The following is a 15,120-nucleotide window of genomic DNA, read 5'->3' on the forward strand; positions in this document are numbered from 1 at the left end:
TTCCATATTCCTATTCTATTTTTTATATAAATATTTTACCAATTTGTCATTTAGAGATGAAGTATATCAGACCTTAAAAAAAGCTATTATAATGTTGAAGTTAGAGCCGGGGCAACGTTTGAATGATAAGGAACTAGCCGAAGACTTTGGAATAAGCCGCACCCCAGTTAGAGAGGCGCTTAAACGTCTTGAAGATGAGGGTCTTGTAGAATCTGTTCCCGGTTCCGCTACCCGTGTAACGCCATTAAAACCAGAGGAGGCAAAACATGCATTTACTGTCGTAGCAGCCTTACATTCTTTAGCTGCTCGACTTGCGGTTCCTTTGTTAAAGGATTCAGATATAAAAATGATGGAGGTAAGTAATAATAATTTAAAGGTTTCACTTGAACAAAACGATATTATTCAAGCTATTCAAGCAGACGAGTCCTTTCACGATGTTTTTTACGGATTAACCCCCATTACTTGGACACAAACAACCTTATTCATCTTTTTTCGTACCCTTTGTTTTGAAATATATAATATAATGACATTGGACAATTTAAAAACAATAGGAGAGCGATAAAATGAAGCGTGTTTGTGTCTTTGCTGGATCTAATCCCGGAACTCATCCTGAGTATAAAGAATCTGCCATTCAGCTCGGGAAAGAGTTGGTAAAAAAAGGAATTGAGCTAGTATATGGTGGCTCAAATATCGGACTTATGGGTACGATAGCGAATACGGTATTAGAGCAAGGTGGTACCGCTATAGGCGTCATGCCTACAAACTTGTTCCGTGGAGAAGTGGTTCATCAGAACCTCACTCATCTCTATGAAGTAAAAGATATGCATGAACGAAAGGCCAAGATGGGGGAGCTTTCCGATGCGTTCATTGCTCTTCCTGGAGGATATGGAACATTTGAAGAAATTTTTGAGTTTGTTAGCTGGGGACAACTAGGAATACATAATAAGCCTGTAGCAGTATTAAATGTAGAAGGCTACTACAACCCTTTAATGGAGATGATTGCAAAAGCGGTAGAAGGAGGTTTTATGCCTTCGACACATAAAGAGTTTATTATTTGCGAAAGCGACCCAATAATTCTCCTAGAGAAGATTCGTACATACAAGCCACCTGTGAAGACAAATAAATGGAGTGAACTGGAATATAATAAAAATAAATAAACATAGTGAATAAGAGTCAGCCGCTTTAGGAATTTAGGTGGATCGTTCAGAACCCCTCACTTTCCCTCGACCATATGCATTCAAATCAAAAGCGCCGCCGCACAAAAAACGGGGGGCGCTATTTACTTTTTAGGAAAGTTGTTGCTTCAGTTTTTCCAAAAGCGTCATCTGGCTCCCCATTAAATCTGCAATGGATGTTTGCATTTTTGGTTTTTCCCGCGTATATACCCACTGGTCTTTCTGCATCATCTGCATGACCTTAAATGTTGCCATCGCGTCGTCAAGGGCACGGTGCGACTGTGCCGTTTCAGCCAATCCGTATTTGTCTAAAGCGTACCATAGGCCAGGTGTGTCTTTATGCCCATAGTAGAACTGGTATGCTTTGGACAAATCCAGCCAATCTTCCAGCATTACGGAAAAAGGGAATTTTATATTGTGTTCCCGACAATTGCGGCGTAATCCCTTCATATCCAAATCGCCCCATGTAACAAGCGTTGTCTTCTCCCGTATGTATTGTGCAAGCAGTTCGTCAATCATTGCTTTAAATTCGATGCCTTCCATAACGTCTTGTTGCGTAATTCCAGTCAGCTTGATACATTTTTCGCCCAACTGGGGAAAGAAGACAGGAACGACCAGCGAGGAAAATGTATCGACAATTTCATTTTCCTCAATGATAACCATCCCCACTTCTATGACCTCATGGAAAAAGCCTTTCGGAGCTTCTTTTTTGTCAAACGTTGTAAATTCAAAGTCAATGAACATATACCGTTCTTTCATCTGTGCCCCCCATTTTTCTTTTTCTTCTTTTCATTCTATTTTTAAACAGAAAATCAGTCAATTCCTGGGCGCTGTACACATATGGATAAAGAGGACATATTGGAGAAGGGAGAATCATTGTGTTTCGTCCACATGATCTAGTATTTCTTTTTTGGTTTCTTTGTTTCTTTGCAGTTGCCTATTGGCATTTGACAAATGAACCAGCTAAGCTGCAACAAGGTATACCCAGTGATACTGTTACTGCCTATGTCTATAAAGTAACAAAAGATAATACAATTCTGGCTATGATAGATGGAAAGAGCTATACTGTTCGCCTGCAAGGCATAATGATTTCCACAACACGAGAAGCGAGGTGGTTTTTAAAAGAAAAGGTCACCGGTCAGCAAGTTGCGCTCGAATATGACGAACAAGCAAGAGATGAAAAAGGAAACATTCTGGCTTACGTGTGGCTGAGAGGAGAAATGGTAAATCACACCATGGTTGCAAAAGGCTACGCGCGCGCTTTTCAGACGCCAGATCAAACAATGTACATAAAAGTTCTTAAACAGGCACAAAAGTAAAATAATACTGCGTATAAACTTAACCCTACTATTTTCAACCAACTTGCACACTGTTATAAAGGGGGGCGCTTGCTTGCGATTCCGCACAGTCTTCAGTGGCCACAGAATTGGCACCTTTGGTAAAAGGAGATGGGCTGGGAAAAGGTGACGCAGAACCGACAGTATGGAATCTTATAGACGAGAACGGTACGATTCAGAGGTGCATAAATCAAAAAATTCTCAGTATCATGGGCACGAGCCATGGTGCCATACATAAGGTAATGAGCGCTGCCATAATCATGGATAAACTGGAAATCGTACCTGTAATGGAACTAAGTTCAAAAGCTTTTGAAGTACCTGCACCATGCGCTCCTGTACCAAGAAGTACGCCTCGGGCAATCTCATTCTCAATCCGCAGTAACCGGATGATAATCGGCCCAATAACTGTGCCGAGCAATCCGGTCATAATCACAAATACGGCTGTAATAGTAGGTATACCGCCAATGCTTTCAGACACATCCATGGCAATGGGTGTGGTTACGGAACGTGGGATCAGACTATTAACAATTTGCGTATTTAGATGTAGCACTTTAGCAACACACAATGACGAAACAATGGCTATAACCGAACCTGATAGCACGCTGACAATAATTTCAGTCGCATGCTTTTTTAATATATTGAAATATTTATAAAGTGGAACAGCGAATGCAATGGTGGCCGGTTCAAGCATATTACTTAGCCATTTTGCGCCTGTATTGTATGATTCATACGAGATATGAGTCCAAAATAAAAAAGCAACGATAAATAATGGTGTCGTAAGCAGGGGAGACAAATAGACTTTCGGTTTATGCTTATAACACCACTTGGCTCCCCAGTAAAGGCTCATTGTGAAAATGAGGCTAAAAAGAGAAATCATCATGAAGGTTTTTGCTCCTTTCTTTCTGCGATTTTTTTTGCTACTAGCCCTGTGCAGGCCATGACAATGGCCGTGCTGAAAACAATGACCATGGTTACATATACTCCGTCATTTACCAAAACACTTTTATATTTTATAATTCCAACAGCCGATGGAATGAAGAATAGCAACAGCTCTGCCAGTAACCATTTTGCGCCCAATTCAACCCATTCTAGCCGGATTATTTTTGTTTGTAGTAAAGTAAAAATGATAAAAATACCTAAAATGCTGCCTGGTATTTTTAAATGAAAGAAGTCGACTAATTTGTTCATGACCAGTGAAAAGACGCACAAAAGAGCAATTTGCCCCGCACCTTTGAGTAGGGTTGTCACTTCTCTTCCCTCCTTTCAGTGAAAAGTGTACATTATTTGTTTTCATAGGTAAAATGCATATATAGAATGTATACTATTCCTTTTATCTATAGTTAGAAAAGGAGATATGAAATGGATATACGGCATTTGCAATGTTTTTTGAAGGTGGCACAGTGCAAAAGCTTTACGAAAGCTGCCCAGGCTTTATACCTCACGCAACCAACCATTAGTAAAATGATTAAAAATATTGAAAAGGAACTAGGGGTTGTGCTGTTTAATCGTTTAGGAAAACAGGTAGAATTAACAGATGCCGGACAGATTATTTTTGCTCAGGCGCAGGATATTGTAAACTCATTTTACAATTTGTCGTCCGAGCTGGATGATCTGATGAATTTGAAAAAGGGGCATATTCGGATTGGATTACCCCCGATGATCGGGTCAAGTTTTTTTCCTAAAGTGCTTGGAAAGTTCCGTGAGCAGTATCCGGATGTTACAATTCAGCTTGTAGAAGATGGTGCAAAGAAAGTAGAAGCGGATGTTGAAAATGGTGTACTGGATATCGGGGTTGTGCTATCACCGACAAATGAGGAGGTGTTTCATTCATTTTCGCTTGTGAAGGAGAGGTTGATGTTACTTGTCCATCCATCCCATTCATTGGCAAATAGAGAAGCGGTATCATTATGCGAGCTAGCACAAGAGCCGTTCGTTTTTTTTCGCGAAGATTTTGCTCTCCATGATCGAATTATCGCGGAGTGTGTGCAGGCAGGGTTTCAGCCACGCGTGATATATGAGAGTTCACAATGGGATTTTATTAGTGAAATGGTGGCAGCTAATTTTGGCATTGCTCTTCTTCCGGAACCGATTTGTCGTGAACTTGATGCGGATCGGATTCGGGTTCTGCCGCTCATTGAACCGATCATCCCCTGGCATTTAGTCATGATTTGGCGCAAAGATCGGTATCTTTCGTTTGCGGCACGAGAATGGATTCGGTTTACCCAGGATCTTTTTGGAAAAAGGAAAAGGAAATCAGTGTAGGGAGGTTGGAATACCAATCCCAGTAGCAATACGGACAGGTTTACCAGGCTCTGTTTTTATTAAATAGTTGACCGATTCATAGAATCATACACAGGTGGTGAAACCATGGAAAACAAGACGGTTATAGATCATGCAGAACGCGCTGTTACCTTTCACTTTCCGCCGCAGCGCATTATTTCACTTTGCCCGTCGCTGACTGACACGCTGTTTGCACTCGGATTAAAGGAAAAAATCGTAGGACGTACACAGTTTTGCATCCATCCGGCCGAGCAAGTAAAGAACGTCAGGCGTGTAGGTGGAACGAAACAAATAAAAATGGATGTAATTAAAGAATTACAGCCGGATCTCATTATCGCGGAAAAAGAAGAAAATCCAAAAGAAATGGTTGAAGCGCTGGCTGAGCGCTATCCGGTGTATGTAACAGACGTAGAAAATTACACGGACGCCCTACGAATGATTCGGGATTTGGGTCAAATCACAGGAACAGAAGATGCTGCCCAACACATTATCACGCGAATTGAGACAAATTTTGCTTCGCTGAAGCCGACGCGGGATGTGCGTGTCGCCTACCTTATTTGGCAGAAACCGTATATGGCAGCAGGCAACCATACGTATATTCATTCGCTGCTTGAAAAATGCGGTTTTGTAAATGTGTTCCGAGACTTTCCGGGGCGTTACCCGACAGTGATGGAGGCAGATTTGCGTGAGGAAGCGCCTGATTTTATTTTTCTTTCTTCCGAACCGTTTCCTTTCAAAGAGACGCACCGAAATGTTTTTCATGAACAATTTCCTGATAGCGTGCCGCTTTTGGTAGACGGGGAGATGTTCTCATGGTACGGTGTCCGTATGATAAAAGCGGCACTATATTTCAATACATTAATTCATACCATTGAACAACAACGCAAATAGCTCACATGACCACAAACGACATTACATTTTATTGATTTTTTAGAATTTTTTTCTTTTTTCCTCGTATGCTCCATGCTATAATAAAAGAACAAGAATGTTTGATGGCAAAAGTAAATATGTTAGAACCAAAGGACAGGCATTCTTGTTCTCTTCCTCTTTTTATCTTTTTGTGACAAGGAATCTGCAAATGGACACATTTTCCCTCCTAGTTCTTTATTCATTTATCTATTAGTAAATTTTGCTTATACCACAATGATAATCTCTGTTATTTTAGAACGATTCTTTGAATCTGGGTTGTCAAATGTTTCCGTATTTCCTTCTTTATAGAGTGAAGGGAGGGGTGAAATGGAAAAATATCCGTTCGTGTACAAAGAATCGTATCCAGATCTTGAAGCGATATTCACCGCATTCCTTATACAGCATAAACATGAACTATCAAACCGGGTAATCGACAGCTTTTTAAGTAATACGGAATATTATAAACTGTTTGTCGATGCCGTCTGCATTCCAACTCTCCATCACCGCAAAAAACTTGACGAAGCCTTCCAGCAATTTTTCACCGAAATACGTCTTATTCATTACATCTCCAAACTTATCTCACGGGTTTCCAGGGATTGTTATCTGAAAGAAAAAAAGCGGCACTCTTATTCGCTTGCACCATTTTGTGACATCAGCTTGGATACGAACAGACCGAAGTATGAGGTGGCAGACAAAGAGGAAGAGGTCATCGATATTGTCGTGCGCAATACGCGACATCTACTGGAACACGTATCAAATCCTTCGCTGTATAAAGCTCTACAGCAATTGACCCGCAGGCAACTGGACATTCTTGAATTGCATTTTTTACATCATTTGACGCATACGGAAATTGGACAAGTTCTTGGCATTTCCCGACAATCCGTCGCCAAATCTTATAACAAGGCCATACGTACTTTGCGTTTATTCTACAAAGAGGGTGAGTGCGTTGGAGCCGAGCGAATGGATTAACTTTATTCGTCAGGTTGGCTTTCCAATCGCGGTGACATTTTATGTGTTGCTTCGCCTTGAGAAAAGTTTCCAGCAACTATCTGAAAATGTGCAGGACATGATCGATGAAATGAGAAAGAGGTGAATCCCCGTGGCGACATTATACGAACTGGCCCATAAAGCGCGAGAGAATGATCCGGAAGCATTATGTGCCATTCTTCATCTCTTTGAACCGAAAATCAAAAAATCAAGCCGTTTTATTCCATTTCGAGACAGGGATGACGTCGAACAAGAGGTGAAAACGGAAATTGTCAGGGCGCTGCGCCGCTTTGATATAAGCGCGACACCGGGCTTTTGGGAATTTATTGAAAGCCTGAAACCTGGCGAATGCTTGTCTGATACCGTGGACAATGACCATGTAAATAAACTATGAAAGGGGAAACACGTATGAGCAAAATGTATCTATTTCCAACTGTTGTAACCGAGGTCAAGGAGTATACCCGTGAGATTCCACAAGGTGTGGAAATGATTCAGGCTCCGGCAGAGTGGGAAAGTGCCCGCTATGGGGAAGGGGTTGTTGTTGCTGTACTCGATACCGGTTGCCAGCTTGACCATTCTGACTTAAAAGACAATATTATCGGCGGCAGAAATTTCACGACCGATTATAACGGAAATCCTAACCGTTATGAAGATAACCATTACCACGGTACACACGTCGCGGGTACGGTAGCCGCAATCTTAAACAATAAAGGTGTAGTCGGGGTTGCCCCAAAAGCTAGCCTGTTGATTTTAAAAGTATTATCCGCAGATGGTTCTGGTGACTATCAGTGGATTATTGACGCGATCGAATATGCGCTTCAGTGGAGAGGACCGAACGGGGAACGCGTACGTATTATTACAATGTCGCTTGGTGGTCCCGAAGATTCACCTGAATTGCATAAAGTCATTGTGAAGGCTGTCCGCCAGCAGGTGCTTGTCGTCTGCGCGGCAGGAAACGAAGGGGACAACGACCCCGACACACCGGAACTTTCCTATCCTGGTGCTTATAATGAAGTCATCCAGGTAGGAGCCGTTGATTTACATGGGAGACTGGCCGAATTCTCAAATACGAACAACCAAGTTGACCTGGTCGCTCCCGGCGTGGATATTCTTTCGACATATCCGGGAAACAAATACGGAGTGCTGTCAGGAACCTCAATGGCGACGCCGCACGTGGCAGGGGCATTGGCACTTATTATTAACCGTTGCGAGCAAGAATTTGGACGCACGCTAACGGAGAGTGAGCTTTACGCGCAGCTATGCAAACGTACCGTACCGCTCGGATACGGTGCACGCGCCGAAGGAAACGGCCTGCTCAATCTGGCTGTCGCATCCCGTCTTCCCGTTCGGTAAGGAGAAGAAAAAACAAAAAATCTCCTATCCTTACTCAGGTTTTCTTTGGAAAGAAAAACCCCCGCTTGGACTGCATGCAGTCCAAGCGGGGGTTTTGTATTTGGGAATCGACGATAGCTAACGTTATTAGGCGTGAAAAAGATGAGGATGATTTCCATTTATATTTTTTTTAATTTTCTATACAAAGTATTGCGTCCAATACCAAGAATACGTGCAGTTTGCGAAATATTGCCGCCCGTTTTTTGTAGAGTCTCCATAATTGCATGATTTTCCAATTGCTTGAGTGAACTGACGTGTTTGTTTACATGAGGTGTATAGTCAGAAAGAATATAGGATGGAAAATGGACGAGATCAATCATTGAGCTGTCTGCTAAAAAAGCAGCTTCACGTAGTGCGCCAGTAAGTTGGCGGATATTTCCCGGCCATGCATAGTTCTCGATTAAGCGCTCTGCTGCAGGAGAAAGGGAAAGAGTTTCCTTTTGCAGTTCTTCTTGAATATTTCGTAGTAGAAAACGAGCAATTTCTAGACGGTCGGATCGTTTACGAAGTGGTGGCAACGTAATATGTATCCCCTGCAGACGATAAAATAAATCGGCTCGAAAACTGCCATCCTGTACCTTTTTCCATAAATCTGTGTGTGTTGCGGCGATAATTCGTACATCAACCCGAATTGGTTTTGTACCACCGACCCGGGTGATAGTGAAATCCTGAAGGACTCGTAGTAGTGCTACCTGCATTTCCGGTGGCATTTCCGCAATTTCATCCAGAAACAGTGTTCCACCGTGGGCTAACTCAAATTTTCCGGGATGGCCAGACTGTTTGGCTCCTGTAAAAGCTCCCGCTTCATATCCGAACAATTCGCTTTCCAGGAGACTTTTTGTAACCGCACCGCAGTTAATCGCGACAAATGGTTTTCCTGACCGAAGACTTGCCTGATGAATCGCCTGACTAACCATATCCTTTCCGGTACCGCTTTCACCGGTAATCAGAATTGTATAATCGGTTGCAGCCGCCTTCTTTGCGAGGTGAATCGCGGTCTGAAAGCTTCTGTCATTACCATATAGATTAGCAAATGTGCAGGGAGTTCTGAGTGATGTCGCCTGTTTTGAATTTCGCTTTTCAAGCGGTGCGTTAAAATGGGGACGCATATCAATCAATACTGAGGCCATCCATCTGCTTTGCTCCTTTGTTTTATCCTGAAGAGCAAAGATATCGTTTGAACAAATTTTACCATGTCTTTGCAGCAACCGTTGAACATCTGAAATGAGTTCAGAAAGATGAACATTTCCAATTGTTGACTTATCAAGTTGTAGCATCTCCCGTGCTTCCCGATTGGTGCCGGTTAAAACCCCGTCATGATTTACTGCAAGCAATGCCTGTTGGTTTTGTTTGTGTTCAGGGTAAAGAGAAATGAGTATTTGTTTATCAGAGCGATGAATGAGAATTCGATCTTCAATTTCTCTCGCAATGACATCCACCATTCCAAGGATGTGAGGGTGGTATTTCTCATGGTAACCGCTAACATTAAGCACAGCAAGCAGGCGGCCATGAGGATCAAAAATTGGTGAAGCCGCGCAGTATAGGATATGGTTTTCTTCTAGATAATGCTCCCTTCCTACTACAGCGAGCGGCTTTTGCTCAACAATTACTGTCCCTGCAGAATTGGTGCCCCGTACCTGCTCGGACCAGCAAGCGCCCTCTACTACATGAATTTTTTTTGTCTCGTTCAAAAACACCGGATCTCCCATGCTTTTCAGGATATATCCCGCTGTATCACAGATTACTACAACAGAGCCAGAAGATTTCAACCAATTAGCTAAACGTTCGAGCGTCGGTTTTATCTCCCGAAGAAATGCTTCTTTCTGTTCCCTGTACTGTTTAAATTCAGAGGCTCCAAGGATTGCATCCCTGGCCACCGCTGGATCTACGTTGTACATTCGGCTTCGTTCCCATGACTTTTTTAACCATGTATTAATGGGTTCCGGCATTTCTCTCACCTCTTAATTTAAAATAAGCATCTCATTTAAAAAGATTTTATCATAATATTCCGTATTTTTGGGTGATTCAAGTCCGAATGTATGTGTGAATTATCCCTTAATGAAACGTGGTGTTAGGAAATTTCTGTTTTACGCAATGATACGAACTCAATGTTTCGATAGATTAGAAGGGTATCCTGTTCCATAATGACACAATTGTTCCGTTATGGAACAATACGATGCCTTTAGGATTCCTTGAAAAGAAAACGTTTTCTCTTGGCATGGAAAATGCATAAAAGCGTATAACAGAATCATCAAAAAATTATATAAATTTATATGTTAGGAGGAATGCAGATGGAGAAAATAGCTACGGTCTCCATTGACCCACGTGTAGAGGATTTTCTGAAGGGTGAGCCGAAGAAATTGTTTATTGGAGGGGAATTTGTCGAATCACTTTCTGGTAGAACGTTTAACACGATCAATCCAGCTACAGGCGAAAGAATCGCTTCTGTATATGAAGCGGATAAGGAGGATGTGAACCGGGCGGTAGAAGCTGCAGAACGTGCGTTTAAAGGTTCTTGGTCAAAAGTTACACCAAGCGAGAGGGGAAGAATGCTTTGGAAGCTCGCTGATTTAATAGAGGAGCATGCGGAAGCATTGGCCCAGCTCGAAACACTTGATAACGGCAAGCCGATTCGCGAGGCACGTGCCGTGGATATTCCGCTTTCTATCGATCATTTTCGTTACTATGCTGGTTGGGCAACAAAGATAGCTGGAGAAGTAATTGATAATTCAGTAGGCAGAAACATGTTTACGTACACGCGCCGTGAACCGGTTGGCGTGGTTGGCCAAATTATCCCATGGAACTTTCCGCTGCTAATGGCTACATGGAAGCTGGGCGCCGCCCTGGCAACAGGAAATGTAGTGATTTTGAAAAGTGCTGAACAAACACCGCTTTCTGCGATTTATTTGGCGAAATTGATTCAGGAAGCCGGCTTCCCGGAGGGAGTCGTTAATATTATTACAGGCTACGGACCAACGGCTGGAGCAGCGATTGTTCAACACCCGCGTATCCGTAAAGTTGCGTTTACGGGATCAACAGAGGTCGGGAAGCTAATTATGCAACAGGCGGCAGGTAACTTGAAGCGTGTATCGCTTGAACTCGGCGGGAAATCACCGAATATTATTTTCCCGGATGCTGACTTTTCCAAAGCAATCCCCGGGGCCTTAATGGGAATTTTCTTTAACCAGGGGCAAGTATGCTGCGCAGGTTCACGGCTATTTGTGCACAAAAAAGTGTTTGATAATGTGTTGTCCGATATGACAAGCTATGCATCCAAACTTAAGCAGGGAGCCGGCATGGATGAATCGACTCAAATTGGTCCGCTGGTATCAGAAGAGCAGTTTTCGCGGGTATCTAATTATTTGCGGAAAGGGATCGAAGAAGGGGCTAATCCGCTCACCGGAGGACAGCCGCTGGAAGGAGCCGGATATTTTATACCGCCAACCATTTTTGCCGATGTTCAAGATCATATGACAATTGCTAAAGAGGAAATTTTTGGGCCGGTTGTCGCTGCCATGCCGTTTGATGATGAAGAGCAAATTGCTGACGTAATCCGGCGTGCGAACAATAGTGAGTATGGGCTCGCTGCGGGCGTATGGACGACGGATGTACGAAAAGCGCACAAGGTTGCTCATGCGCTGGAAGCAGGAACCGTTTGGGTAAACTGCTACAATGCGCTCGATGCGGCCGTGCCATTTGGCGGCTATAAACAGTCCGGCTTTGGTCGTGAAATGGGGTCTTACGCGCTTGAATTATATACACAAGTGAAGTCTATCTGGATGAATCTTGATTAAACATGCTTCATTTATTCTTGAGGATTTAATGTAATTATACGATTTAATAAATAGAGGAAACCATCCTCTGCCCATTTTTACTGTTTAAAGTATCAGGCTGTTCCACCTGCAGGAAGTTCGTTAGCTCTTCCCGCATAATGAGTGCAAGCTTTTCTTTCATAAAATTTCGAAATAGGGATTTCAACTGATTTGATAAATCGGAATGAGGGATACTAGATATAGTAGGGTTACTCTTCTTTTATGGGATCTGGACAATTCCGAGGGTACCCTACTTTTTTATTGCCTTAAAGACTCTAAACACAAACTTTCCGGTTAATGAAAATAAAATTTTGAAACGGGTTTAGAATCAGCATAACAAGATTAAGGGTTATACGTTTCGCTTCGTTTCTTATAGTTAAAATCATGTATTATGATGGTAATGACAATGCCAAAGAAAGAAGTCACAAGTATTCCGGCTCCTACACTGAAGTAACCTAATTCTATACGAAAACCTAAGGGAATTAAGATAAGACCAATAACAAAAGAAACGATAGGAGGATAAATAATGTATCTTTTACTTATTTGAAACAAATTAAGAAAACAAGAGATAAAAAAGGTACGGCACCCATTAATAGCCCCATATTTATTGGAGTCATAATAAACCCTTATGGATATTATTGTGATAACTGACCATAATAATATCTTTTTTATTTTTGACAATTCAGTCAACTCCTTGCTTTAGATCACATTGAACATTATTTATATTAACATATTATTCCTTTTTTTAGAACAAAAAAACGTAGACAGAAAAAAGAAGGGGATGTACTGTCTATTATAAGGGGAGATATAGATGGGTAACTTATGTAAATGAAAAGATCAGTTTTGTTAGATAAAATATATAATATAAATAAGACAATAGGCTTATAGTAAAAGTAAAGGAGTTTAAGTAATGGGAAGAATTTTTTTTGGGAAGTTTGGAAAGGATAAGCCGGAGCAGATAGAAGAGAAGTTCTATGCTGCTGGTCCAGAGGGCAATCCTTGGTATGGAGGGATTAAGCCGGGAGATTATGTTTTTCCGATTTTTAATTCTAAGATTAATGTTCTTTGGAAGGTAAAGGGCTATGGTGAGAAGCCAAACAAAATTCATAAGGAAGATAACTGGGTCGTCTTATTTGATGAAGTACATATATTTGAAGAACCTGTGAGTGTTCAAAAATTTATTAAATATCCATACTTTGAATATGACATTAATTTACTTAATAAAATATCTAAGGCGACTATGGGGTGTGGTTTTTTCGAGATAAAACTTTCACCCAATGCACCTGATAATCCAACCCGCTATAATTTTCAATATGAAAGAAAAATATTTATTACCTTAGAAAATACTGCAATAGATACTAAAGAAAATGATATAAATATTATCATTAACCGTGAAACACAAATTGTAGGTATAAAAATATATCAAAATGGGGCTTGGCATCCTTATTTTCCTCTTCAAAATTTATACAACGAAAAAAACCCAACAAAATATTCGTTAAATCAGTTATTAAAGTATGCCCAAGAAGATATAGCTCCAAATAAGGAAAAATACATTAAAAGTGTCCTTTCAGAGCTAGAAGACAAGGGTTATTTTATTGTCGATAATCCTATTCAGCTTTATGACAACATATTAGTTGGGAGAAGAAAAACACCTAGAACTTCATCCGTAAACGATATTAGTAATCCTAGGGAGGGAGAAGATCTTGAACATGATGATGTAGAAGAACATTTGGAAGAATTAGAGGAGTACAAAAAATATGCGGATTTATTAGAATTTAGCCCTAACCTCATTCTCTATGGTCCACCGGGTACAGGTAAAACTTATGCTACAAAAAAGATTATTGAATGTTTTGAGACTAAACGAAATGGCAAATACGTGAAGTTTGACACTGTTTTGAAAGAAGAACGTGTTAAATTTGTAACTTTCCATCAATCATATTCATATGAAGAATTTATCGAAGGAATTCGTCCTCAACTCAGCAATGAAGATAACACTGATCTTAAATACAAGATAGAAGATGGTATTCTAAAAGAATTTGTAGAGTCTGCATCTACTCAATTATTAAAAGCAGACATACACTCAAATGACATTCAGTTAATACGTGATTCTTCAAAGGTATGGAAAGTGTCATTGGGACATCGAAGCAGTGATGATGTTTATAATGAATGTAAGACAAAAAAAGTTATTGCTGTTGGTTGGCTCAGCAATCAAGATCTAACAAATTTCTCATATGAAGATATATTTACAAGTTTAAATAAAGAAAGATCTTATGATGAACCTGAGCCGCTTCAGGATGCAAGTAGTTTAGATAATCTAGTGAATCAAATGAGCATTGGGGATATTATTCTCGTCTATGATGGTCCAACAACTATTCGGGATATAGCAATTGTAAAAGGTGATTATAAATACAATCCCAAAATGATTTATCCTCACACAAGAGAAGTAGCATGGTTGAAAGAGTTTGAGGAACCAGTAGATATTTTTGAACTTAATGGACGGAAAAAATTAACGTTAAAAACAGTGTATGAACTACCAAGAATATCTATTTCTGATATTCTTAAGCTGGTTCACGTAGAGGATAAAGAAAAACAACACGTTTCTTCAAATGATATTAAGCCTTATTATCTAATAATTGATGAAATCAATCGAGGAAACATTTCTAAAATATTTGGAGAATTAATTACGCTAATTGAAAAAGATAAACGAAATAATGTAAGTGTTACGTTACCTTATTCTAAAAAGTCTTTCACAATCCCTGAAAATCTATATATTATTGGTACGATGAATACAGCTGATCGTTCAATAGCGATGTTGGATACAGCATTAAGAAGACGTTTCGCATTTCTTGAAGTTGAACCTGACCCTACAATTTTTATCAAACCGTATTTAAATATAAGCGCAAGGGTCAATCATTCAATAGAATTAGACAAATTATTAGATGCTCTGAATAAAAAAATTCAAAAGCATTTAGATAGAGATCATCGAATTGGGCATGCCTATTTTATGGATATCATTACTCTAGAAGATTTATATAAAACATGGTATTATAAAATTCTTCCTTTGCTTATGGAGTATTTTTATCAAGACTTTGAAACAATCAAAGAAATTATTGGCTCAAAATTTTTAGATGAATATGGGAATATTCATTACCTAAGTATAAAGCCCAATAATAATCAATATACTGAGTTCGAACAAGCCATTATGGCGATTTACACGGAGAAGTAAAG

At 40.4% G+C, this 15,120-nt stretch carries 15 protein-coding genes; 11 read left to right on the forward strand and 4 right to left on the reverse strand.

Annotation, left to right across the window (positions count from 1 at the left end):
- Window positions 1-4: 4 nt before the first annotated feature.
- Window positions 5-562, forward strand: coding sequence for a GntR family transcriptional regulator (locus tag ACH33_RS09590; RefSeq protein ID WP_257721604.1), 558 nt, complete (start codon window positions 5-7; stop codon window positions 560-562).
- A 1-nt stretch (window position 563) separates the two neighbouring features.
- Window positions 564-1,157 (forward strand): LOG family protein, encoded by a 594-nt coding sequence (locus tag ACH33_RS09595; protein ID WP_057898824.1) that lies wholly within the window; start codon window positions 564-566, stop codon window positions 1,155-1,157.
- Between the two features lie 129 nt (window positions 1,158-1,286).
- On the opposite strand, the gene kapD is transcribed toward ACH33_RS09595, so the two are convergent.
- The gene (gene kapD / locus ACH33_RS09600) at window positions 1,287-1,934 is read right to left on the reverse strand and encodes a 3'-5' exonuclease KapD (protein ID WP_057898825.1); all 648 of its coding nucleotides are present in this window, start codon (window positions 1,932-1,934) and stop codon (window positions 1,287-1,289) included.
- Between the two features lie 119 nt (window positions 1,935-2,053).
- Between kapD and ACH33_RS09605 the strand changes: the two genes are divergently transcribed.
- Window positions 2,054-2,494: a thermonuclease family protein gene (locus tag ACH33_RS09605; RefSeq protein ID WP_057898826.1), complete on the forward strand. Its 441-nt coding sequence runs from the start codon at window positions 2,054-2,056 to the stop codon at window positions 2,492-2,494.
- 208 nt (window positions 2,495-2,702) lie between these two features.
- On the opposite strand, the gene ACH33_RS09610 is transcribed toward ACH33_RS09605, so the two are convergent.
- Window positions 2,703-3,392 (reverse strand): CidB/LrgB family autolysis modulator, encoded by a 690-nt coding sequence (locus ACH33_RS09610; protein ID WP_057898827.1) that lies wholly within the window; start codon window positions 3,390-3,392, stop codon window positions 2,703-2,705.
- Window positions 3,389-3,760 (reverse strand): CidA/LrgA family holin-like protein, encoded by a 372-nt coding sequence (locus ACH33_RS09615; protein ID WP_057898828.1) that lies wholly within the window; start codon window positions 3,758-3,760, stop codon window positions 3,389-3,391. Before ACH33_RS09615 ends, ACH33_RS09610 begins: the two co-directional genes overlap by 4 nt.
- A gap of 111 nt (window positions 3,761-3,871) precedes the next feature.
- Between ACH33_RS09615 and cidR the strand changes: the two genes are divergently transcribed.
- From cidR to ACH33_RS09640, 6 genes are all read left to right on the forward strand, one after another.
- Window positions 3,872-4,774: a cidABC operon transcriptional activator CidR gene (gene cidR / locus ACH33_RS09620; RefSeq protein ID WP_057898829.1), complete on the forward strand. Its 903-nt coding sequence runs from the start codon at window positions 3,872-3,874 to the stop codon at window positions 4,772-4,774.
- A 105-nt stretch (window positions 4,775-4,879) separates the two neighbouring features.
- The gene (locus ACH33_RS09625) at window positions 4,880-5,683 is read left to right on the forward strand and encodes an ABC transporter substrate-binding protein (RefSeq protein WP_057898830.1); all 804 of its coding nucleotides are present in this window, start codon (window positions 4,880-4,882) and stop codon (window positions 5,681-5,683) included.
- Between the two features lie 345 nt (window positions 5,684-6,028).
- Complete coding sequence (locus tag ACH33_RS09630; protein WP_057898831.1) at window positions 6,029-6,670, forward strand: sigma-70 family RNA polymerase sigma factor; 642 nt, start codon at window positions 6,029-6,031, stop codon at window positions 6,668-6,670.
- Window positions 6,648-6,794, forward strand: a complete 147-nt coding sequence (locus ACH33_RS19245; protein WP_139184939.1) for a YvrJ family protein — start codon at window positions 6,648-6,650, stop codon at window positions 6,792-6,794. Before ACH33_RS09630 ends, ACH33_RS19245 begins: the two co-directional genes overlap by 23 nt.
- 6 nt (window positions 6,795-6,800) lie before the next feature.
- Window positions 6,801-7,082 (forward strand): helix-turn-helix domain-containing protein, encoded by a 282-nt coding sequence (locus tag ACH33_RS09635; RefSeq protein ID WP_236781846.1) that lies wholly within the window; start codon window positions 6,801-6,803, stop codon window positions 7,080-7,082.
- Window positions 7,083-7,096: 14 nt separating this feature from the next.
- On the forward strand, window positions 7,097-8,041 hold the full coding sequence (locus tag ACH33_RS09640; protein ID WP_236781847.1) for a S8 family peptidase: 945 nt from the start codon (window positions 7,097-7,099) through the stop codon (window positions 8,039-8,041).
- Window positions 8,042-8,199: 158 nt separating this feature from the next.
- Here ACH33_RS09640 and ACH33_RS09645 read toward each other — a convergent pair whose 3' ends face one another.
- Complete coding sequence (locus tag ACH33_RS09645; protein ID WP_091260329.1) at window positions 8,200-10,029, reverse strand: sigma-54-dependent Fis family transcriptional regulator; 1,830 nt, start codon at window positions 10,027-10,029, stop codon at window positions 8,200-8,202.
- 342 nt (window positions 10,030-10,371) lie between these two features.
- On the opposite strand from ACH33_RS09645, the gene ACH33_RS09650 reads away from it, so the two are divergent.
- Together ACH33_RS09650 and ACH33_RS09660 are read left to right on the forward strand one after the other, a co-directional pair.
- Window positions 10,372-11,874, forward strand: coding sequence for an aldehyde dehydrogenase family protein (locus ACH33_RS09650; RefSeq protein WP_057898833.1), 1,503 nt, complete (start codon window positions 10,372-10,374; stop codon window positions 11,872-11,874).
- 928 nt (window positions 11,875-12,802) lie between these two features.
- Window positions 12,803-15,118: an AAA family ATPase gene (locus ACH33_RS09660; RefSeq protein ID WP_057898835.1), complete on the forward strand. Its 2,316-nt coding sequence runs from the start codon at window positions 12,803-12,805 to the stop codon at window positions 15,116-15,118.
- Window positions 15,119-15,120 lie beyond the last annotated feature (2 nt).

It is taken from the genome of Aneurinibacillus sp. XH2 (genome assembly GCF_001439585.2).
Taxonomy (GTDB): domain Bacteria; phylum Bacillota; class Bacilli; order Aneurinibacillales; family Aneurinibacillaceae; genus Aneurinibacillus; species Aneurinibacillus thermoaerophilus.